This is a genomic window from Blastococcus sp. SYSU D00820 (assembly GCF_054050695.1).
Map to the genome: position 1 here is coordinate 70228 of NZ_JBJGZW010000005.1, position 20263 is coordinate 90490.

Sequence of the window (20263 nt, forward strand, 5' to 3'; positions counted from 1 at the left end):
AGCGCTCCTGGCGCCGATCCGCGGCCGCCTCTCACGGGGGTTACTCACTAGTAGCACGAATTCCTCACCACTGAGAGACCCCGGGGCCTGCTCGTTACGCGACCGTGACGGGTCCCGGCGCCGTTCCGCATCCGTGCCTGCGGCCCTCCTGCCGGGGCCCGCACGCCCGCTCAGGCGTCGATCCGCCGCCGGCCCTCGAACGCCCGGCCCAGCGTGATCTCGTCGGCGTACTCCAGGTCACCGCCGACCGGCAGCCCGCTGGCCAGGCGGGAGACGGCCAGCCCCATGGGCGCGACCAGCCGGGCCAGGTAGGCGGCGGTCGCCTCGCCCTCGAGGTTCGGGTCGGTGGCGATGATCAGCTCGGTCACCGTGCCGTTCATCAGCCGGGTCATGAGCTCCTTGACCCGCAGGTCGTCGGGGCCGACGCCCTCGATCGGGCTGATCGCGCCCCCGAGCACGTGGTAGCGGCCGCGGAACTCGCGGGTGCGCTCGATGGCGACGACGTCCTTGGGCTCCTCGACGACGCAGATCACGTCCTCGCTGCGGCGCGGGTCACGGCAGATCCGGCACTGCTCGCCCTCGGCGACGTTGTAGCAGGTCACGCAGAAGCGGACCTCGGCCTGCACCCGCTGCAGGGCGGCGACCAGCCGGCCGACGTCGGCGGACTCCGCCGCCAGCAGGTGGAAGGCGATGCGCTGGGCGCTCTTCGGGCCGACGCCCGGCAGCCTGCCGAGCTCGTCGATGAGGTCCTGGACGGCACCCTCGTACACGGTGCTCCTCTGAGGTGGGTGGGGTGGCGCGGCGGCGCGTCAGGCGCCGGGCAGCCCGAGGCCGCCGCCCAGGCCGCCCGCGAGGGGGCCCATCCGGCTGGCGGTGAGCTCGTTGGCCGCGCGGGAGGCGTCCCGGACGGCGGCGACGACGAGGTCCTGCAGGGTCTCGAGGTCGTCGGGGTCGACGGCGGCCGGCGCGATCGTGATGCCGGTCAGCTCGCCGCTGCCGGTCATCCGCGCGGTCACCATGCCGCCGCCGGCCGAGCCGGTGACCTCCTCCTGCGCGAGAGCCTCCTGCGCCGCGACGAGTTGCTGCTGCATCTGCTGCGCCTGCTGCATGAGCTGCTGGAGGTCGGGCTGGCCACCGGGGAACATGCTCCCGAGAGTAGGCGCGCGGTCGGACATGCGTCGCAGGCGCGGCGCCGGCGCGTCACTCCTCGATCGGGCGGGCGCCGAGCTGGGCGCGCAGCAGCGACAGGGCGGCCTGCTCCGGGTCGACGGCGGGCTCGGGCTCCCGGTCGCCGCCGGCGGAGACCTCGGCGGCCCGCTCGGCCATCAGCTCGCGGGCCTCGGCGGCCTCCGCGGCGCGCGCGGCCTCCCGGGCGACCTCCGGCGAGACGGCGTCGCCGGCGCTGCGGCCGGCGCCCTCGACGACGGCGTCGACCTTCCACCGCACGCCGAGCAGCTCGTTGAGCGCCTCGCGCAGGACGTCCTTGTTGAGGTCGTCGCCGAGCCGCCGCGCGAGCGCCGGGGAAGCGGTCGACAGCGTGAGCACACCGGCCCGCAGCTCGTGGACCTGTGCGTTCTTCAGCAGTGCCTCGGTGGTGCGCTTGTGCCGGCGGACGACGGCGAGCAGCTCCGGCCACACCCGGCGGACGTCGGCGGTGGTCAGCTCGCCGTCCGCGGCGGGGCCCGGGTCGGCGGAGACGACCGGGGTGGGCTCGCCACCGCGCGGCGCCGGCGAGGACTCCGCGGCGGCGCGGGGGGCGGCGTCCCGCGGAGCCCCGACACGGGCGGCCGCGGCCGCCGCGGCGGCCGGCTGGGCGGGGTGCGGCCAGTCCTCGTCGTCGGTCGGCTCGGGCGGCAGCGGGATGTCGGGCTCGTCGGTCGCCACCCGGCGGCGCGGCGGTTCGGCGGCGGGAGGCGCAGCCGGAGCCGGTGCCGGGGCAGGGGCGGGCGCCGCGGCCGCCGCGGGCGCGGGCCGCCGCGCCGCGCCGGAACCCGGCTGCACGGTCTCGGGCCAGTCGTCGTCGGCCGCCGCGGCCGCGGGTGCCGGGACGCGGGCCGGCTCCGGAGCCCGGGGCGGCGCGGCCGCCACCTGGGACTTCCGGACGAACTCGCGGCGGGGACCGGCCGGCTGCTGCTCGGCGGCCGGCGCCGGGCGCGGGGCCTCGTGCACCGGTTCGCGGACCGGCGCCTCCCGGACCGGTTCGCGGACCGGGGCCTCCCGGACGGGGACCTCGCGGACCGGCGCCTCGGCGACCGCTCCCCCGCCCACCCGGCCGGCGTGCTCGCCGGCGATCGACATGCGCCGCTCGAGCCGCTCGAGGCGCTGCAGGGTGCCCGCGGCGGAGTCGTCGGTGCCGGGCAGCAGCATGCGGGCGCAGACGAGCTCCAGCAGCAGCCGCGGCGCCGTCGTGCCCCGCATCTCGGTGAGCCCGGCGTGCACGGTGTCGGCCATCCGCGACAGCGTCGCCGAGCCCAGGGCCTTGGCCTGGGAGGCCATGAGGTCCAGCCGGTCGGGCGGGCAGTCGAGCAGCCCGTTGCCGCCGGCCTCGGGAACGGCGTCCAGGACGATCAGGTCGCGCAACCGGTCGAGCAGGTCGGTGGCGAACCGGCGCGGGTCGTGGCCGGCCTCCACCACCCGGTCGACGGCACGGAAGACCCCCGGCGCGTCGGAGGCGGCGAGCGCGTCGATCGTCTCGTCCAGCAGCGCGTCGTCGGTGACGCCGAGCAGCCCGACCGCCGAGGCGTAGGTGACGCCCTCCGGGCCGGCGCCGGCCAGCAGCTGGTCGAGGATCGACAGCGAGTCGCGCACCGAGCCGCCGCCGGCGCGCACGACCAGCGGGAAGACGGTCGGCTCGACGGCGACACCCTCGGCCGCGCAGGTCTTCTCCAGCAGGCCGCGCAGCGTGGACGGCGGCACCAGGCGGAACGGGTAGTGGTGGGTGCGCGACCGGATGGTGGGCAGCACCTTGTCCGGCTCGGTGGTGGCGAAGACGAAGACGAGGAACTCCGGCGGCTCCTCGACCACCTTGAGCAGGGCGTTGAAGCCCTGCGTGGTGACCATGTGCGCCTCGTCGACGATGTACACCTTGTAGCGGCTGCTCACCGGGGCGAAGAAGGCTCGCTCCCGCAGGTCGCGGGCGTCGTCGACACCACCGTGGCTCGCCGCGTCGATCTCGATGACGTCGAGCGAGCCGGGGCCGTCGGGGGCCAGCGCGATGCAGGAGGCGCAGGCACCGCAGGGGGTGGACGTCGGGCCCTGCTCGCAGTTCAGCGAGCGGGCCAGGATCCGCGCCGAGGAGGTCTTCCCGCAGCCGCGCGGACCGCTGAACAGGTACGCGTGGTTGATCCGCCCGCCGTCGACGGCGTTCACCAGCGGGGTGGTGACGTGCTCCTGGCCGACCACCTCGGCGAAGGTCGCCGGACGGTACTTCCGGTAGAGCGCCAGAGCCACGCGGCGAGATTACGCGGCGCCGGTGACGCTCCCGCGCACGTCGGCGCCGACCCGGGAAAAGCAGGGACCCCCCGCGCACCCGCCAGAGCCCGCTTATCCTTGCTGCCTTCCGGCCCTGGGGAGGTTCACAGGATGACGCCACACGAGGGGTCGGGCTCCATCGTAGAGGAAAGCGGTCGAGCGCCGGCCGGGGCTCCCCCTACCCTCGGCCCATGACCACCGGGCACGGCTGCCTCCCTCCGACGGTCCGCTGACCCGAGCCGTGCCCTCCCCCACCGCCGCCCGTCGCGGCTTCCTCCTCGTCGCCCTGGCCGCGCTGTGCTGGGGCACCTCAGGCCTGTGCGGGTCCTGGCTGGCCACCGAGGCCGGCCTGCGGCCGCTCGACATCGCCTGGCACCGGATGGCGGTCGGCGCGGTCGCCCTGCTGATCGGGTTCCTGCTCACCCGCCGACGGCGGACGGCGCCCGCGACCCCCCTGGCCCGCGGCACGTCGGTGCGCCTGGTCCTGGTCGGCGCCGGGCTGGCGGCCTACCAGCTCGCCTACTTCGCGGCGGTCGCCCAGGCCGGCGTGAGCATCGCCACCCTGGTGGCGCTCGGCCTGGCCCCACTGCTCATCGCCGTGGGCGCGGCGCTGCGCGGTCACGGCCGGCCCGACCGCGCCACGGTGCTGGCGCTCGGCGTCGCCCTGACCGGACTGGTCCTGCTGGTCGGCGTGTCGGCCGGCGCCGCGACCGGGACGGCGGTCGTGCTCGGCGCCCTCATGGCCACGGGGTCGGCGCTGGGCTACGCCGTCGTCACGCTGGCCGGGCGGGAGGTGCCGGCCGGCGTCCCGGTGACCCTGGCCGGCTTCGCCGGCGGCGCGCTGCTGCTCACCCCTGTGGCGCTGGCGACCGGGCTGCACACGACCGGCGATCCGCTGGCCCTGCTGGTGCTGCTCTACCTGGGCGTGGTGCCCAGCGCGCTGGCCTACGCGATGTTCTTCCGCGGCCTGCAGACGGTGCCGGGCGCGGTCGCCTCGATCGTGACGCTGCTGGAGCCGCTGACCGCGACGGTGCTCGCGGCGCTGCTGCTGGGCGAGCGGCTGGAGCCGGGGGCCCTGGCCGGCGGCGCGCTGCTGCTGGCCGCCGTGGCCGGGCTCTATCTGTCGGCCATGGTGGCCGGCTCCCGCAGGACGGGGCCGGGAACGACCGACGCCGGCCCACCAGAGGTGGACCGGCGCCGGGCCGAGGTGCGGAGGATGGGAGATTCGAACTCCCGAGGGGTTGCCCCCAACCCGCTTTCCAAGCGAGCGCCATAGGCCACTAGGCGAATCCTCCAACTGCGCCCCCAGACTACCGGGCGGCACCGGGCGGGTCAGCCGCGGCTCTCCACCGCGCGCGCCGGGCGGGGGACACGGGCGGGCGCGGTCGGGCAGGCTGGGCACATCCGCCCCGGCCGGCCGGGGCGGTGGTTGACCGGCGGACTGCTGGGAATGGGAGGCCGGGGGACGCCGGGGCGGACTCGGCCCGCACGAGGAGGAGCAGCACAGATGAGCACAGCCGAGCAGCCCAGACCCGAGGTGGTGGCGGCCATCGTCGCCGTCCTGAAGGGAGCCGACCCCGCGGGCCTGCCGCCGACGGCGACGGCCGAGGAGAAGGCGGCGGCCAAGGACCAGTACCTCGCGGAGTTCGCCGCCGAGCGCGGCAAGCGCGACCGCCAGACCCAGGCGTGGGAGCTGCTGCTGACCCGCAGCTACGACGACCCGCCCACCTGGGAGCGGCTGTTCGACGACCTGCCCGCCGAGTCGGTGGAGGAACTGGGCGAGCTGTACGACGCCCTGCCCGCGGGGGCGCAGGAGGAGTACGCCCGCCGCTACGGCGCGCCCAGCACCGTCTGACCTGCACGTCTGCCCGCGGTGATCACGGGTAGGTGTCCCCGATGCTGACCGTCGGACCGGGCCACCTCGTCGCGGGGCGCTACCGGCTGCTGTCCCAGATCGGCGGCGGCGGGATGGGCACGGTCTGGCTCGGCCGCGACGAGCTGCTCGGCCGCCAGGTCGCGGTGAAGCAGGTGCTGCCGCCCGCCGGCACGGACCCGGAGCTGGAGGACCAGCAGCGCCAGCGCGCGCTGCGGGAGGGCCGGATCGCCGCGCGGCTGAGCCATCCGCACGCCATCTCCGTCTACGACGTCGCCCTCGAGGCCGGCTCGCCGTGGCTGGTGATGGAGTACCTGCCCTCGCGCAGCCTCGCGCAGGTGCTCTACGAGGACGGGCTGCTGCGGGTCGACCAGGTCGCCCAGATCGGCGCCCAGCTCGCCGACGCCCTGGCCGCCACGCACGCCGCGGGCATCGTGCACCGCGACGTGAAGCCGGCCAACGTGCTCATCGGCCAGGGCGCCAAGGTCCAGGGCCTGGTGAAGATCACCGACTTCGGCATCTCGCACGCCAGCGGCGACGTCACCCTGACCCAGACCGGGCAGATCACCGGCACGCCGGCGTTCCTGGCGCCCGAGGTCGCCCAGGGGGCGGAGATGTCGCCGGCCAGCGACGTCTTCTCGCTCGGGGCGACGCTCTACACCTGCCTCGAGGGCCAGCCCCCGTTCGGCATGGACGACAACGCGCTGCGGCTGCTGCACCGCGTGGCCATCGGCGAGGTGCGCGAGCCGGCCCGGGCCGGATCGCTGGCCGGCCCGCTGATGCGGATGCTCGACGCCGACCCCGCGGCGCGCCCGACCATGGAGCAGGTGCGCGACGAGCTGGCCCGGCTGGCGGCGGGCCGCGACGGCGACCCGACGACGGTGCTGCTGGCCCGCGCCGACCTGCACCCCGGCCCGCGCGGGACCGCGCGGCTGCCGGACCCGGCCGCCGTGGGCGGGCGGACGCCGGTGGCGCCGCTGCCCGCGGTGGCGCCACCCGAGGACCCTCCGGCCCCGGAGCCGGCCCCGGCGCCGCGACCCGCTCCGGAGCCGGCACCCGCTCCCCCACCCCGCCCGGCGGCCGGCCCGCGCACCGCCGTCCAGCCGCGGGCGACGCCGTCCCGGCCGGCTGCCGCGGCGCCCCGGCGCCGGCGGCGCCCGGCGCTGCTGGCCGGCCTGCTCGTCCTGCTGCTGCTGGCCGGCGGCGGGATCGCCTGGCTGGTCGCCACCAGCGGGGACGCCGGCGATCCCGCGGCCGGGCCGACGACCTCCGCGGCCCCGACGAGCGACGCCGAGGAGGAGAGCCCGCCGGCCGAGGAGCCCGTGGCGGAGCCGACCGAGCCCTCCACCCCGCCGCCGTCGTCGTCCGAGCCGCCACCGTCGTCAGAGTCGCCGTCCCCGGCCGCGACCGACGAGGACGCCGTCCGCGCGTTCCTGCAGGACTACCACGAGCTCGTGCTGACCGATCCCGGCGCGGCCTACGCCCGGACCGGCCCGACCCTGCGGTCGACGATCAGCGAGGGCAACTACGCGGCGTTCTGGGGCCGGTTCTCCGACGTCGTGGTGAGCGACGTGCAGGTCGACCTGGCCTCGCTCACCGCGACCGCGACGGTCGAGTTCGCCTACGCCGACGGGGGCCGGGAGACCGAGCAGCACCTGTTCACGTTCGTCGAGCAGGACGGGCAGCTGCTGCTCGACAGCGACGTGGCCCAGTGACGACGACGGCGGCGCCTCCCGCTGGGGAGACGCCGCCGTCGGACGGAGCTGGCGGTGGCGGTGGGATTTGAACCCACGGAGGCTTGCACCTCACCCGCTTTCGAGGCGGGACCCTTCGGCCGCTCGGACACGCCACCGTCGGAGAGACTACAGGCCTCTCCGGCGGCGGAAGAAACCGCGTAGCAGCGTGGCGGACTCCTCGGCCCGGATCCCGCCGGTGACCTGCGGCCGGTGGTTGAGCCGGCGGTCGCGGACGACGTCCCACAGCGACCCGGCGGCGCCGGCCTTGGGGTCGTCGGCGGCGTAGACGACGGCGGCCACGCGGGCCAGCACGCTGGCGCCGGCGCACATCGTGCACGGCTCGAGCGTGACCACGAGGGTGCAGCCGGTCAGCCGCCAGCCGTCGCCGTGCACCCGCGCGGCGGCCCGCAGCGCGAGCACCTCCGCGTGCGCGGTCGGGTCGCCCTGCCGCTCCCGCTCGTTGGCCGCCTCGGCGAGCACCGCGCCGTCCGGGCCGAGCACGACCGCGCCGATCGGGGTGTCGCCCCACTCCTCGGCCGCGGCGGCCAGCTCCAGCGCGCGGCCCATCGCGGCGTCGAGGGCGCCGGCGGGCAGACCGGTCACCGGGCGGCCCCGTCGAGCGGGAAGCCGACCAGCGCCGACAGCTCGGCGAGCGCGGCGGCCGGGTCGACCACCTTGATCGTGTGCATGCCCATCGCCCGGGCCGGCTTGAGGTTGATCCCGAGGTCGTCGAGGTAGGCGCAGTCGCCCGCCGCGACCGGCCGGCCGGCGGCCGCCGACAGCCGCTGCAGCGCCCGCTCGTAGATCGCCGGCTCGGGCTTGCGCACGCCCTCCCGCGAGGACTCCACCACCGCGTCGAACAGCTCCAGCAGCTCGCCCAGCCGGCCGGTGCGCTCCATCGGCGCGACGTTGTTCGACAGCAGCGCCAGCGGCAGGCCGGCGTCCCGCAGCCGGCGCACCGCGGCCACCATGGCCGGCCGGAGGTCCCCGGCCAGCGCGGCGAGCACCCGGCGGGCGTCCAGCCGGTGCCCGGCGGCCAGCGCCTCGGCCTCGAACGCGTCGACGAAGCCGTCGACGTCCAGCTCGTTGCGCTCGTACCGGGCCCAGGCGTTGGTGTCGGGGTCGGTGCTGTTCAGCCGCCGGATGAGCCCCTCGGGCAGGCCGGCCTCGGCCTCGTAGGCGGCGAAGGCGAGCATCGGGCTCTCGGTGATGACCCCGCCGAGGTCGAAGACGACGGCCGTCACGGCGGCGCTCACGGCGCGACCGCCGCGGCCAGCTCGTCGGCGAAGCCGAGCCGCTGCGCGATCCGCTCGACCATCTCGTCGGCCCACAGGTCGTCGGCGGTCACGATCGGCCGCAGCTGCGCGGCCGGCAGCCCCTCGTCGGCGAACACGTCGAGGTCACCGCCGGGCCAGCCGGTCTCGTCGTCGTCGAAGGCCCCGTCGGTGTCGACGCCGATGCCGTAGCGCTCGACCACCTCGGCGGCCAGCACCCACTCCTGCATGGTCGCGTCGGAGATCAGCGCCCGCACCATGCCGCCGGGGCCGTGCCGGAGCACCACGAAGTACAGGCGTGAGTCCACGACCACGACGAACGGCGGCGGCCAGCCCTCGGCGTCCGGCTCGCCGAGCGCCCGCTCGAGCACCGGCAGCTCGTCCCCGGCGTCCTCGGCCAGCAGCTGCACCCGCCAGCGGCCGTCGGGCCGGCTCACCCGGACCGCGTAGCTCGGCCGGGGCGTCTCGGGCGCGGTCACCGCTTGCGCAGCACGGTCAGGCCGTCGGACAGCGGCAGCAAGGCGGTCTCCCAGCGGGGGTCGGCAGCGAGGGCGGCGTTCAGCGCCACGATCGCGGAGTCGTCGTCGGACCGCGGGTCCAGCACCCGCCCGGCCCGCAGCGTGTTGTCCAGCAGCACCACCCCGCCGGTGCGCACCCGCGGGTACAGCTCGTCGACGTAGGCGGCGTAGCCGGTCTTGTCCGCGTCGACGAACGCGAGGTCGTACACCGGCTCGGCGGGCAGCGCGCGCAGGATCGGCAGGGCCTCCCCCACCCGCAGCTCCACCCGGTCGGCCACGCCGGCGCGCGCCCAGTACCGGCGGGCGATCGCCGTCCACTCCTCGCTGCGGTCCAGGCAGAGCAACGAGCCGCCCTCGGCCAGGCCGCGGGCGATGCACAGCGCCGAGTAGCCGGTGAACGTGCCGATCTCGATCGCCCGGCGCACGCCGAGGGCGGCGGTGAGCAGCTGCATCAGTACGCCCTGCTCGACGGCGATCTGGAACGTCGGCGGCACCTCGCCGCGGTCGGCCAGGACGGCGGTCTCGGCGACCAGGTCGGCGGCGACGTCGTCGAGGGGCTCGGAGCTCGCCCGCACGTAGTCCGACAGCTCGGGCGAGAGGAGGAACGACCGGGGGGTCACGCTGCGCGGCCCGGAGAACGCGAGGTCATAGCCTCCGATCATGGCCGATGCCCTCGCGGGACCCCGGTTCCCGGTCCCCACCATGCCCGCTCCCCCGGTCGGGGTCGTCGGGCTCGGCCAGCTGGGCGGCTCGCTGGCCGCCGCGCTCGTCGCCGCCGGCCGCGAGGTCACCGGCTGGGACGTCGACCCGGCGGCGCGCGGAGCGGCGGCGGCGCGCGGGGTGCGCATCGGGCGGGAGATGGACGGCGTCGTCGTCCTCGCCGTCCCGCTGCCGGCGATGGCCACCGCGCTCGACGGGCTGACGATCGGCGCCGACGCGACGATCACCGACCTGGGCTCGGTCAAGCTCCCGGTGCTCGCCGCCCTGGGCACGCGCTACGGCGGGCGCTACGTGGGCGGACACCCGATGTGCGGCACCGAGCGCTCCGGCCCCGAGGCCACCGACCCGACGCTGTTCGCCGGCGCCCGCTGGGCGGTGTGCGTGGAACCCGGCACCGAGCTGCCGCGCTGGCTGCGGGTCGCCGAGGTCGCGCTCGCCGTCGGGGCCGAGGTGGTGCCGGTGACCGCCGCCGAGCACGACGACGCGGTGGCCGCGATCAGCCACGTGCCGCACCTGCTGGCCGCCGCGCTGGCCGCGGCCGCGGGCGCCGCGGGGCCGCTGGCCCTGGGCCTGGCCGCGGGCAGCTTCCGGGACGGCACCCGGGTGATCGGCAGCGACCCGGCGCTGGTCACCGCCATGGTCGAGGGCAACGCCGGGCCGACGGCGGCCGCGCTCGACCGCGTGCGCGCCCAGCTGGACCGGCCGTGGCCGGAACTCGTGGCCGCGGGGCACGCCGTCCGCGCGGCCGCCGCGCCGGAGCGCCGAGCGGTGCGGGTGCCGGTCGAGCGGTCGGCGCTGCTGTCGCTGGGCCGGGCGGGTGGCACGGTGACGCGGCGGCTGGCGGCCTTCGTGGAGGGGCAGCTCCCCGATCCGCAGTGAGCGCCGGTTACGCCGCGGGCGAGGCGGGCAGGGAGCGGGCATGGACGAGAAGGACCTGCTGAACCGCATCCACGCCCTGGTCGACGAGGAGCACCAGCTGCGCGAGAGCGGTGAGCACACCGACGAGCAGCGTGCCCGGATGAGCGACCTCGAGGCCCAGCTGGACCAGTGCTGGGACCTGCTGCGCCAGCGCCGGGCCAAGCGCCAGTACGACGAGGACCCCGACGAGGCCGAGGTGCGCCCGAAGTCCGAGGTGGAGGGCTACCTCCAGTAGCCGGGCCCCGGCCCCGCGACCCGGGGGGACGCCGTGTGCACGTGTCGTGGTCAAGGGTCGCCGCGCACCACGACAGGTGCACGAACCGTGGACAGCCGGCCTTCAGGCGGTGCGCCGCTGCTCGGTGCCCAGCAGCGCGAGCTGCCACAGCAGCCGGGCCCGCGGATCGGCCAGCTTGCGGCCGGTGACCGTCTCGATCCGGCGCAGCCGGTGCATGACGGTGTTGCGGTGGCAGTACAGCTCGTCGGCCGCCTTGGTGGGCGAGCCGTCGGCGGCGAGGAACGCCGCGAGGGTGTCCAGGAGCACCTCCCGCTCCTCCTCCGGCAGCTCCAGCAGCCCGCCCAGCGACTGCCCGACCAGCCGTGAGCTGATCTCCGGCGAGTTGCGCAGCAGCGCCTCGGGGAGCCGGTCGTCGATGGTGACCACCCGGCGCTGCCCGGCCGGGAGGGTGCGTGCCGCGGTGTCGGCCAGCCGGTAGGCGGTTCCGACCGCGGCTGCGCCCTGCACCTCGTCGGAGACGCCGACCGGCCCGCCGGCCATCGCCCGCAACCAGGCCAGCACGTCGCCCGCGCGGCGCACCCCGAGGGCCACCACGCCCACCTGGGCGCCGGCCCGCTCGCCCCAGATCGAGCGGACGCCGCGGCGCAGCAACCCGGCCGCGGGGTCGTCGAGGGCCGCCGCGCCCTCGGCGTCCGGGATCGCCACCACCGCGAGCAGCCGGCCCTCGAGCGACATGCCCAGCAGGTCCGACGCCGTCCGGACGAACGCCGGGTCGCCGCCGCGGCCCTCGAGCAGCCCCTCCAGCACCTGCCGGCGGGCGTCCTCGTCGACCGCGGCCATCCGCCGCTGCTCCTCGCGATACCCCTCCGCGACCGCGGCGCACTCGGCGTCGTTGGTGCGCCACACCGCTCCGGCGACCTCCACGAGCAGGGGGTCGTGGCCGCCGGCGCCGTCCCGGGAGACCGACAGCAGGCTCTCCCAGGTGATCTGCCCACCCAGCCGGTAGGCGCGCAGCACCGCCTCCAGCGGGATGCCCTGCGCCGCCCGTCGCCGGCCGACCTCCCGCGCCCCCGCCTCCTGCACGTCACCGGTACCGGCGGCCGCGGCCACCAGGCTGCGCACCCCGCCGGCCAGGCCGCAGCGGGTGGAGCGGCGCAGCTCGACGACGTCGAGCTCGCGGTAGGCGGGCTCCGTGCGCATCAGGACGTCGACCATCCGGTCGACCATCGCGTCGATCTGCTCGAACAGCCGCGGGGCCAGCTCACCGAGCCGGGTCGACACCTCGGGGGCGAAGAGCTCCACTCGACCACCTCTCCGTGACGTGTGGCACAGCGCACAGCCCGGCGCGGTCATCACTGTGCGTCGCGCCCATTGTGACCGTGCTCACCGGACAGCAACCTCATCAGGACCCAGCCGTGACCCAATCGTCGCCGACCGCACCCGGTCGGCGACCTCCCCGGACCCAGAGGAGACGTGGGCCCTTGGCGCCGCCCGACGCACCCGGCAGCACCCCTCCGCTGGAGCGGACCCTCAGCGCCCGCCTGGAGATGACCGGCATCACCGTCGCCTTCGGCGGGGTGACCGCCCTCTCCGACGTCTCGCTGACCGTCGAGCCCGGCCAGGTGCACGGCCTCATCGGCCCCAACGGCGCCGGCAAGACGACGATGTTCAACGTCGCCTGCGGGCTGGTCCGCCCGACCGCCGGCAGCATCGTCTGGCGCGGCCGCGAGCAGCGCCGGCTGCGGCCGGCCCAGCTGACCCGCCTGGGCATCGCCCGCACCCTGCAGGGCGTCGGCCTGTTCCCCGGCCTGACGGTGCTGGAGAACGTGATGGTCGGCGCGCACCGGCACGCCCGGGCCGGCTTCTTCTCCGCGTTGTTCGCCCTGCCCACCGCCCACCGCGACGACCAGCGGCTGCGGCAGCGCGCCACCGAGGCGCTGGACGAGCTGGACGCCGGCCCCTACGCCAACCGCTATCCCGGCAGCCTCCCGTACCCGGTGCAGAAGCGGGTCGCGCTGGCCCGCGCGCTGGTCGCCGAGCCGGAGCTGCTGCTGCTCGACGAGCCGGCCAGCGGCCTGTCCGAGGACGAGATGCACGACCTCGGCGAGACCATCCGCCGCCTGTCGGCCTCGATGAGCGTGCTGCTCGTCGAGCACCACATGGACCTGGTCATGCGGGTCTGCGACCGGATCACCGTGCTCGACTCCGGCAAGCAGATCGCCGTCGGGACGCCCGAGGAGATCCGCGCCGACCCCGCGGTCACCGAGGCCTATCTCGGCGACGACGTCGACGTGGCTGCCGACGCCGCGGCGCTCGCGGCCACCGACGGGGGGACCGACCGTGGCTGAACCGCACGGGGCGACGGCCTCCGACGCCGGCAGCGGCGGTGCCGCAGGGACGGCCACGGCGCTGCTCGAGGTGCACGACCTCAGCGCCGCCTACGGCCCGGTCCGCGCGCTGGACGGCGTCTCGCTGCGCGCCGAGGCCGGCCGCATCACCGCCGTCCTCGGGGCCAACGGCGCCGGGAAGACGACGTTGCTGCGCACGATCAGCGGGCTGGTCCGCCCCACCGGCGGGCGGGTGCTGCTCGACGACGAGGACATCACCCGCGCCCCGGTCGAGGCGATGGTCACCAAGGGCATGGCGCACGTGCCCGAGGGCCGCGGGGTGATCGCCGAGCTGACCGTCGACGAGAACCTGCGCTGCGGCACGCTGTTCCGGGGCAACGTCCCGCGGTCGGAGATCGACCGGGTCTACGACCTGTTCCCGCGCCTGACCGAGCGGCGCAGCCAGCCGGCGCACGTGCTGTCCGGCGGCGAGCGCCAGATGCTGGTCATCGGCCGCGCGCTGGTCGCCCGCCCGCGGGTGCTGCTGCTCGACGAGCCCTCGCTCGGCCTGGCGCCCCGGATCGTCGCGCAGATCTTCGGCCTCGTGCGCCAGCTCGTCGACAGCGAAGGCCTGTCGGTCCTGCTGGTCGAGCAGAACGCGCGCAGCGCGCTGTCGGTCGCCGACACCGGCGTGGTGCTCAACCTCGGCCGCGTCGTCGTCACCGACTCGGCCCGCACCCTCATGGCCGACCAGGACCTCCGGCACGCCTACCTCGGCTTCTGACTCCCGACCAGGAAGGCAGCGCACCCCGTGCAGCAGTTCATCACCCTCACCGTGGCGGGGGTCGTCCAGGGCGCCGTCTTCGCGGCGTTCGCCCTGGCGCTGGTGCTCATCTGGCGGTCCACCCGGATCGTCAACTTCGCCCAGGGCGCGATGGCCGCGGCCACGACGTTCATCGCGCTCGCCCTGGTCGAGGCCGGCTGGTCCTACTGGCTGGCCGTCCTCGTCGCGGTGCTCGCCGGTCTGCTGATCGGCGCGGTGATCGAGCGACTGGTGATCCGGCCGGTGGAGGGCGGCCCGGAGCTCAACGCGGTCATCGTGACGCTGGGCCTGTTCATCGCCATCCAGGCACTGATCGGGATCTCGTTCGGCAACACCGAGCGGGCCTTCCCCTCGCCCTTCGGCCGCGTCGGCTTCACCGTGGGCGGCACCAACATCGCACTGACGCCCAACAACCTGTTCACGCTGGCCGGCGTCGTGCTGACCCTCGGCGCGCTGATCGTCCTCTTCCGCTACACGCGGGTGGGCCTGGCCATGCGGGCCTCCGCCTTCGGCCAGGAGGTCGCCCGCCTGCTCGGCATCCGGGTGGGCCGGATGCTCACCCTGGGCTGGGCGCTGGCCGCCGCGGTCGGGGCGATCGCCGGGGTGCTGATCGCCGGCGAGGGGGCGACGGTGACGCCGACCTTCATGGACGCGCTCATCGTGTACGGCTTCGTCGCCGCCGTGCTCGGCGGGCTCGACTCGCCGGTCGGCGCGGTCGTCGGCGGGATCACGCTCGGCCTGCTGCTCGGCTATGTCCGCGGCTACCTCGGCGACGAGGTGGTCAGCCTGGCCGCGCTGGTGATCCTCGTCGTCGTCCTCCTGGTCCGCCCCGGCGGGTTGTTCAGCAGCACCAAGGCCCGGAGGGCATGAGCATGAGCGAGACCCAGTCCCCCGGCGCCGCCGGGCAGGCGACCTCCGAGGCGCCCGTCGTCGCCACCGCGGCGGCGAACGTGCCCAGCGCCACCACCGGCGGCGGGCGCGGGCGGTTCCGGCTGCCGCAGGCGGCGCTGCCGCGCCACCTGGTGCTGGTGGTGATCGCGCTGCTCGCCGGGATCGCGCTGATCGAGGTGACCGACCGGTTCACCCACACCCAGCTGGCGCAGGTGGCGTTCTACGCCGTCGCCGCGGGCGGGCTCACCGTGCTGACCGGCCTCAACGGGCAGATCTCCCTCGGCCACGGCGCGCTCATGGCCGTCGGCGCCTACGTGACGGCGCTGGTCCTCGACCGGCAGGAGGACCCGTGGCCGCTGCCGGTGATCTTCCTCGTCTCGATCGCCGCCGCCACGGTCGTCGGCGGGGTGGTCGGCGTGGCCGCCGCCCGGTTGCACGGGCCCTACCTGGCGGGCGCGACGCTGGCGCTGGCCGTCGGCCTGCCGGGGCTGGCGCTGGTCTTCCCGGAGACCCTGGGCGGCAACCAGCCGATTAGCTTCCGCCGGCCGGAGCCCCCCGAGTGGTGGCAGGACGCGTCGTTCTTCCTCTCCGGGACGCAGCCGACCAACCAGAAGTGGCAGGCCTACCTCGGCCTGTTCTGCGTGCTGCTGACCTTCTTCCTGCTCGCCAACCTGGCGCGCAGCCGGGTCGGGCGCACGTGGCGTGCCGTCCGGGACCAGGAGGTCGCCGCCGAGCTCGCCGGCATCTCGCTCGGCACCTGGCGGGTGATCGCCTTCGTCGTCAGCTCGGCCTGCGCGGGACTGGCCGGCGCGCTGCTGGCCTTCGTCCTCGGCTCGGTGTCGACGCTCTCCTTCACGATCGTCCTGTCGCTGGGGCTGCTGACCGCGATCGTGATCGGCGGCCTGGGCAGCCTGCTCGGGGCGCTCCTCGGCGCGGTGATGCTCGTCTTCCTCCCCGAACTGGCCCGCAACACGGGCTCATCGCTCGACCTGAGCGACACCGAGGCCGCCCAGCTGGCCCCGCTGGTCTACGGCGTCGTGCTCATCCTCGTCATGCTCTTCGCCCCCGCCGGCGTGGTCGGGACCATCCGGCTGCGCTGGCTGGCCGGCCGCGCCAAGCGCGCCGGCGCACGCGCCGGCGGGGGGTGAACACCCGGCCCTCGTCCCCTCGCGTCCACCCACACACCTCCGGGCATCGGTGCCCGGATCGCACAGAGGAGAACAGTTGCGCACTCCCTCACGGCGCCTCGTGTCGTTCCTGGCCGCGGCCACCGTCGTCTCGTCCGTCGCCGCGTGCGGCGCCGGCGAGGACCGCGAGAGCGGCGGTGACACCGGCGGCGGGGCCAACGAGGCCTCGGACATCGGCATCACCGAGGACACCATCAAGATCGGCGCCCACTATCCGCTGACCGGCCCGGCGTCGCCGGGGTACAGCGAGATCCCGACCGGCGTCCAGGCCTACTTCGACTGGGTCAACGAGAACGGCGGCGTCTACGGCCGGCAGATCGAGTGGGTCTACCGCGACGACGTGTACAACCCCACCAACACCGCCGCGGTGGTCAACGAGCTCGTCCTGGAGGAGGAGGTCTTCGCGCTGATGGGCGGCCTCGGCACGCCGACCCACAGCGCCGTCCTCGACTTCCTCAACGGCGAGGGGGTGCCCGACCTGTTCGTGGCCTCGGGCTCCCTGCTCTGGGACAACCCGGAGGAGAACCCGTACACGTTCGGCTGGCAGCCGGACTACGAGTCCGAGGGCAAGATCATCGGCCAGTACATCTCCGAGAACTTCCCCGACGCCAAGGTCGGCCTCCTGCTGCAGGCCGATGACTTCGGCGAGGACGGCGAGCAGGGCGTGCGGCAGTTCATCGACGCCCAGATCGTCGACGTGCAGACCTACGTCCCGGGCACGCAGGACTTCACCGCGCAGATCGCCGGGCTGCAGGCCGCGGGAGCGGACTTCGTCATCGGCTTCACCACTCCCACGTACACGGCGATCTCCCAGCTCACGGCCCTGCGGACCGGCTACACGCCGCAGTGGTTCTACTCGAACGTCGGCTCCGACCCGGTCCTGGTCGGTTCCCTGCTGGCCAACTTCTCGCGCGGGGCGGTGACCGACGCCAGCCTGCTCAACGGCGCCCTGACGACCGAGTACATGCCGGGCCTGGACTCGCCGGACGACCCGTGGGTGCAGCTGTGGCAGGAGATCTGGGACGCCTCCGGCCAGGAGGGCGAGCTCACCAACACCCGGATCTACGGCATGGCGCAGGCCTACACGATGGTCCAGGCGCTGCTCGCCGCGGGACAGAACCCGACCCGCGACGGCTTGGTCGAGGCCATCGAGGAGAACGGGGCCGACTGGCAGGGTCCCGGCTTCACGCCGTTCCGTTTCTCCGCCGATCGGCACGCCGGGTACAGCGGCATGCTGGTCAGCCAGATCCAGGGTGACGGGGCCGAGGACCTGACCCCGGTGCTGGTCACCGACAACGGCGACGCCGAGATCGAGGAGTACGACGGCGAGCGCGCGACGCCGCCGGAGAACGGCATCCCGGAGGAGTGACCTCCTCCACCCGGCGGGCCGCCGGTCCCCTCGCGGGGGCCGGCGGCCCGTCGCCGTTCCGCCACCCGATCGGGAAAACACTTAGACGGTGAAGTGTGTGAGGTGATCGCGGCCGGGTAGGAGCGCCGCGGACGTGCGCGGGTGCGCGTCCACGGCCGGGAGGAGCTGCGGTGGTGCACGCGACGCGGGAGATCAGGCGGGCGGTCGTGACCGGGGGTGCCGGGTTCCTCGGCTCCCACCTGTGCGAGCACCTGCTGGCACGGGGCGTGGAGGTGGTCTGCCTCGACAACTTCCTCACCGGGTCGCCGCAGAACGTCGTCCACCTCATGGAGCACCCCGGCTTCCGGCTGGTGCGCTGCGACGTCACCGACTTCGTGCACGTGCCCGGCCGGGTCGACCTGGTGCTGCACTTCGCCTCGCCGGCCAGTCCCATCGACTACCTCAAGATGCCGATCGAGACGCTCAAGGTCGGCAGCCTCGGCACGCTGCACACCCTGGGCCTGGCCCACGAGAAGGGCGCCCGGTACGTGCTGGCGTCGACCTCGGAGGTCTACGGCGACCCCCTGGTGCACCCGCAGCCCGAGGAGTACTGGGGCAACGTCAACCCGGTCGGCCCGCGCGGGGTGTACGACGAGGCCAAGCGCTTCAGCGAGGCGATGACCACCGCCTACCGGACGTCGAAGGGCACCGACACCGGCATCGTGCGGATCTTCAACACCTACGGGCCGCGGATGCGCCCGGACGACGGCCGCGCGATCCCTGCCTTCGTCAACCAGGCCCTGGAGGGCCGCCCGGTGACCGTCGCCGGCGACGGCTCCCAGACCCGCTCGATCTGCTACGTCGACGACACCGTGCGCGGCATCCTCGCCATGGCCGAGTCCGGGCAGCCCGGCCCGGTGAACATCGGCAACCCCGACGAGCTGTCGATGCTGCGCCTGGCGCAGTGGATCGTGGAGATGACCGGGTCGTCGTCGGAGATCGCCTTCATCGACCTCCCGGTCGACGACCCCAAGGTGCGCCGGCCGGACACCACCCGCGCGGAGCAGCTGCTCGGCTGGCGGCCGACGGTGCCCTCCGAGGAGGGGCTGCGGCGCACCGTCGAGTGGTTCGCCGCGCAGCGGCAGGCCACCGCCGTCCCCGCCTGAGCACCACTCTCCCGCACGCCCGGCAGGACGGGCCCGTCCGCATCTACCCTGGGGATCGGCGGATGGGGGTCGCCGTGAGTACTTCGACGACGACGGAGAGCGAACACCATGGGTCGCCACGCCACGCCTGCCGCTGACCGGGGATCCCGGCGGCCGACACCCCTGGTGCTCGCCGCCGCGGCCGCGGCCGTGCTGCTGGTGGTCGGCGGGGTGGTCTGGTGGATCGCCGGCTCCGGAAGCAGTGGCGGCTGCGCCGACCCGCAGGTGGTGCGGGTGACGGTCGCGCCCGAGCTGGGTCCGCTGGCCGACCGGCTGCTGAGCGAGCCGCAGGGCCTCGGGGACGGCGCCTGCGCCCAGGCCGAGGTGGTCGCGCAGGAGCCGCTGCAGACCGTCGGCGACCTCGGTGCCCTGGAGGAGTCGGCGCAGCCGCACATCTGGGTGCCGGACTCCTCGCTGTGGGCCGGCCGGGTGACCGACGTGTCGCTCGACGACTCCGGCTCGATGGCCTCCTCACCGCTGGTGCTGGCCACCAGCCAGGCCGCGGTGGGCACGCTCGGCTGGGACGAGGAGGCGCCGTCCTGGGGCGAGGCCCTGGCCACCGGCCGGCCGATCGCCGTGCCCGACCTCGCGACCAGCGCCGAGGGGATCCTCGCCCTGGCGGCGGTGCGCTCCGCGCTCGGTGGGGACGAGGACGCCGACAACGCCGTGGTGCAGGCGGTGCTCGCCGCGTCGCGCGGCGCGGTGCCCTCCGCGGCCGACGCGCTGACCGCCGGGGCGGAGGGCGGCGAGGACGCGCCGCTGGTGCCGGTCACCGAGCAGGAGGTGCACGCGGTCAACGCCGGCAGCGAGCAGGCCGCGCTCGTGGCGGTGTACCCCGCGGAGGGGTCGCCGTCGCTGGACTACCCGGTGCTGCGGGTCGGCTCGCCGAGCGACGAGGAGCGTCCGGCCGTGGACGCCGTCGTCCGCGCGATGACCGCGCAGGCGGCGCGGGACGCGGTGCTGGAGTCGGGGTTCCGGGACGCCGAGGGCAATCCCCCGCCGGACGCCGGCGAGGGCACCGGCATCCGCGCCGAGGCGCCGGAGGAGCTGGAGCTCGACGCCGACGACGTGCAGGCGCTGCTCGCGCGGCTGTCCAGCCTGGCGGTGCCGTCGCGGCTGCTGACGGTGTTCGACGTGTCGGTCTCGATGGAGGCCTCCGTCGGGGGCGGCAACACCCGGGCGACGCTGGCGCGGGACGCGGCACGCAGCGCCCTCACCCTCATCCCGGACAGCTCCGCGATCGGCCTGTGGGTGTTCGCCTACCAGCTGGAGGGCGAGCAGGACTGGACCGAGCTGGCCCCGATCCGGACCCTCGACGAGGACGTGGACGGCCAGACCCAGCGCGAGCTGCTGTTCGACGAGCTGGACACCATCCCGGGCCGGCTCTCCCCCGGCGGCACCGCGCTCTACGACACGACCCTGGCCGCGGTGCGTGCCGCGCAGGCCTCCTACGACGAGGACGCGGTCAACAGCGTCGTGGTGGTCACCGACGGCACCAACGACGACGACGCGGGCCTTGAGCTCGAGGCCCTGCTGCAGACGCTGCGCGCCGAGGCCGATCCGGACCGGCCGGTGAAGGTCATCGGCATCGCCCTCGGCCCGGACGCCGACCTCGCGGCGCTGGAGCAGATCGGCGAGGCGACCGGCGGCGCGGCCTACTCGGCGGTCGACCCCGGCGACCTGCAGACGGTGCTCTTCGACGCCATCCGCCAGCGCGGCTGACGCCCGCCGCGGCGC

19 protein-coding genes, 2 tRNA genes, 1 other RNA gene and 1 pseudogene are annotated in these 20263 nt (G+C 75.3%); 12 read left to right on the forward strand and 11 right to left on the reverse strand.

Annotated elements, in window-relative coordinates:
* Window positions 1–170 precede the first annotated feature (170 nt).
* From recR to ffs, 4 genes are all read right to left on the reverse strand, one after another.
* Window positions 171–770: a recombination mediator RecR gene (gene recR / locus ACI79R_RS08205; RefSeq protein WP_456573108.1), complete on the reverse strand. Its 600-nt coding sequence runs from the start codon at window positions 768–770 to the stop codon at window positions 171–173.
* Between the two features lie 39 nt (window positions 771–809).
* Window positions 810–1145 (reverse strand): YbaB/EbfC family nucleoid-associated protein, encoded by a 336-nt coding sequence (locus ACI79R_RS08210; protein ID WP_456573109.1) that lies wholly within the window; start codon window positions 1143–1145, stop codon window positions 810–812.
* A 55-nt stretch (window positions 1146–1200) separates the two neighbouring features.
* Window positions 1201–3450 (reverse strand): DNA polymerase III subunit gamma and tau, encoded by a 2250-nt coding sequence (locus ACI79R_RS08215; protein WP_456573110.1) that lies wholly within the window; start codon window positions 3448–3450, stop codon window positions 1201–1203.
* A gap of 59 nt (window positions 3451–3509) precedes the next feature.
* Window positions 3510–3605: signal recognition particle sRNA small type (gene ffs / locus ACI79R_RS08220), an RNA gene on the reverse strand.
* Between the two features lie 107 nt (window positions 3606–3712).
* Between ffs and ACI79R_RS08225 the strand changes: the two are divergent.
* A pseudogene (locus tag ACI79R_RS08225) lies at window positions 3713–4579 on the forward strand (DMT family transporter); the annotation flags it as partial.
* Between the two features lie 102 nt (window positions 4580–4681).
* Here the strand turns inward: ACI79R_RS08225 and ACI79R_RS08230 are convergent.
* Window positions 4682–4766, reverse strand: a tRNA-Ser gene (locus ACI79R_RS08230).
* A gap of 212 nt (window positions 4767–4978) precedes the next feature.
* Between ACI79R_RS08230 and ACI79R_RS08235 the strand changes: the two genes are divergently transcribed.
* Both ACI79R_RS08235 and ACI79R_RS08240 read left to right on the forward strand, forming a co-directional pair.
* Window positions 4979–5326 (forward strand): hypothetical protein, encoded by a 348-nt coding sequence (locus ACI79R_RS08235; protein WP_456573111.1) that lies wholly within the window; start codon window positions 4979–4981, stop codon window positions 5324–5326.
* Between the two features lie 41 nt (window positions 5327–5367).
* Window positions 5368–7059, forward strand: a complete 1692-nt coding sequence (locus ACI79R_RS08240; protein WP_456573112.1) for a serine/threonine-protein kinase — start codon at window positions 5368–5370, stop codon at window positions 7057–7059.
* A 49-nt stretch (window positions 7060–7108) separates the two neighbouring features.
* Here the strand turns inward: ACI79R_RS08240 and ACI79R_RS08245 are convergent.
* The 5 genes from ACI79R_RS08245 to ACI79R_RS08265 form a co-directional block, all read right to left on the reverse strand.
* Window positions 7109–7196, reverse strand: a tRNA-Ser gene (locus tag ACI79R_RS08245).
* Window positions 7197–7206: 10 nt separating this feature from the next.
* On the reverse strand, window positions 7207–7683 hold the full coding sequence (locus ACI79R_RS08250; protein WP_456573113.1) for a nucleoside deaminase: 477 nt from the start codon (window positions 7681–7683) through the stop codon (window positions 7207–7209).
* Complete coding sequence (locus ACI79R_RS08255; RefSeq protein ID WP_456573114.1) at window positions 7680–8336, reverse strand: HAD-IA family hydrolase; 657 nt, start codon at window positions 8334–8336, stop codon at window positions 7680–7682. The genes ACI79R_RS08250 and ACI79R_RS08255 overlap by 4 nt, the downstream gene beginning before the upstream one ends.
* Window positions 8333–8833, reverse strand: coding sequence for a tRNA adenosine deaminase-associated protein (locus ACI79R_RS08260; RefSeq protein WP_456573115.1), 501 nt, complete (start codon window positions 8831–8833; stop codon window positions 8333–8335). The genes ACI79R_RS08255 and ACI79R_RS08260 overlap by 4 nt, the downstream gene beginning before the upstream one ends.
* A complete protein-coding gene (locus tag ACI79R_RS08265) occupies window positions 8830–9534 on the reverse strand; it encodes an O-methyltransferase (protein WP_456573116.1) in 705 nt (234 codons plus the stop codon). Before ACI79R_RS08265 ends, ACI79R_RS08260 begins: the two co-directional genes overlap by 4 nt.
* On the opposite strand from ACI79R_RS08265, the gene ACI79R_RS08270 reads away from it, so the two are divergent.
* Together ACI79R_RS08270 and ACI79R_RS08275 are read left to right on the forward strand one after the other, a co-directional pair.
* On the forward strand, window positions 9533–10471 hold the full coding sequence (locus ACI79R_RS08270) for a prephenate dehydrogenase/arogenate dehydrogenase family protein (RefSeq protein ID WP_456573117.1): 939 nt from the start codon (window positions 9533–9535) through the stop codon (window positions 10469–10471). The genes ACI79R_RS08265 and ACI79R_RS08270 overlap by 2 nt on opposite strands.
* 40 nt (window positions 10472–10511) lie before the next feature.
* Window positions 10512–10745: a DUF2630 family protein gene (locus ACI79R_RS08275; protein ID WP_456573118.1), complete on the forward strand. Its 234-nt coding sequence runs from the start codon at window positions 10512–10514 to the stop codon at window positions 10743–10745.
* 102 nt (window positions 10746–10847) lie between these two features.
* Here the strand turns inward: ACI79R_RS08275 and ACI79R_RS08280 are convergent, their stop codons facing one another.
* Window positions 10848–12047, reverse strand: coding sequence for a PucR family transcriptional regulator (locus tag ACI79R_RS08280; RefSeq protein WP_456573119.1), 1200 nt, complete (start codon window positions 12045–12047; stop codon window positions 10848–10850).
* Between the two features lie 179 nt (window positions 12048–12226).
* Here ACI79R_RS08280 and ACI79R_RS08285 point away from each other — a divergent pair, with 179 nt between their 5' ends.
* The 7 genes from ACI79R_RS08285 (at window position 12227) to ACI79R_RS08315 (ending at window position 20248) form a co-directional block, all read left to right on the forward strand.
* Complete coding sequence (locus ACI79R_RS08285; protein ID WP_456573120.1) at window positions 12227–13093, forward strand: ABC transporter ATP-binding protein; 867 nt, start codon at window positions 12227–12229, stop codon at window positions 13091–13093.
* Window positions 13086–13856, forward strand: a complete 771-nt coding sequence (locus tag ACI79R_RS08290) for an ABC transporter ATP-binding protein (RefSeq protein WP_456573121.1) — start codon at window positions 13086–13088, stop codon at window positions 13854–13856. Before ACI79R_RS08285 ends, ACI79R_RS08290 begins: the two co-directional genes overlap by 8 nt.
* A gap of 27 nt (window positions 13857–13883) precedes the next feature.
* Window positions 13884–14765: a branched-chain amino acid ABC transporter permease gene (locus ACI79R_RS08295; protein ID WP_456573122.1), complete on the forward strand. Its 882-nt coding sequence runs from the start codon at window positions 13884–13886 to the stop codon at window positions 14763–14765.
* 2 nt (window positions 14766–14767) lie between these two features.
* The gene (locus ACI79R_RS08300; RefSeq protein ID WP_456573123.1) at window positions 14768–15934 is read left to right on the forward strand and encodes a branched-chain amino acid ABC transporter permease; all 1167 of its coding nucleotides are present in this window, start codon (window positions 14768–14770) and stop codon (window positions 15932–15934) included.
* Window positions 15935–16010: 76 nt separating this feature from the next.
* Window positions 16011–17342, forward strand: a complete 1332-nt coding sequence (locus ACI79R_RS08305; protein ID WP_456573124.1) for an ABC transporter substrate-binding protein — start codon at window positions 16011–16013, stop codon at window positions 17340–17342.
* A gap of 170 nt (window positions 17343–17512) precedes the next feature.
* The gene (locus tag ACI79R_RS08310) at window positions 17513–18487 is read left to right on the forward strand and encodes a UDP-glucuronic acid decarboxylase family protein (RefSeq protein WP_456573125.1); all 975 of its coding nucleotides are present in this window, start codon (window positions 17513–17515) and stop codon (window positions 18485–18487) included.
* Between the two features lie 165 nt (window positions 18488–18652).
* Window positions 18653–20248 carry a VWA domain-containing protein gene (locus tag ACI79R_RS08315; RefSeq protein ID WP_456573126.1) on the forward strand — a complete coding sequence of 532 codons (1596 nt, stop codon included), beginning with the start codon at window positions 18653–18655 and terminating at the stop codon, window positions 20246–20248.
* Window positions 20249–20263: the final 15 nt, after the last annotated feature.

What these genes read in the sequence shown, in the direction of transcription:
- ACI79R_RS08275 (WP_456573118.1), top strand. Translation starts at nt 10,512, where the DNA reads ATGGACGAGAAGGACCTGCTGAACCGCATCCACGCCCTGGTCGACGAG.
- ACI79R_RS08265 (WP_456573116.1), bottom strand. Translation starts at nt 9,534, where the DNA reads ATGATCGGAGGCTATGACCTCGCGTTCTCCGGGCCGCGCAGCGTGACC.
- ACI79R_RS08235 (WP_456573111.1), top strand. Translation starts at nt 4,979, where the DNA reads ATGAGCACAGCCGAGCAGCCCAGACCCGAGGTGGTGGCGGCCATCGTC.
- ACI79R_RS08240 (WP_456573112.1), top strand. Translation starts at nt 5,368, where the DNA reads ATGCTGACCGTCGGACCGGGCCACCTCGTCGCGGGGCGCTACCGGCTG.
- ACI79R_RS08300 (WP_456573123.1), top strand. Translation starts at nt 14,768, where the DNA reads ATGAGCGAGACCCAGTCCCCCGGCGCCGCCGGGCAGGCGACCTCCGAG.
- ACI79R_RS08210 (WP_456573109.1), bottom strand. Translation starts at nt 1,145, where the DNA reads ATGTTCCCCGGTGGCCAGCCCGACCTCCAGCAGCTCATGCAGCAGGCG.
- ACI79R_RS08270 (WP_456573117.1), top strand. Translation starts at nt 9,533, where the DNA reads ATGGCCGATGCCCTCGCGGGACCCCGGTTCCCGGTCCCCACCATGCCC.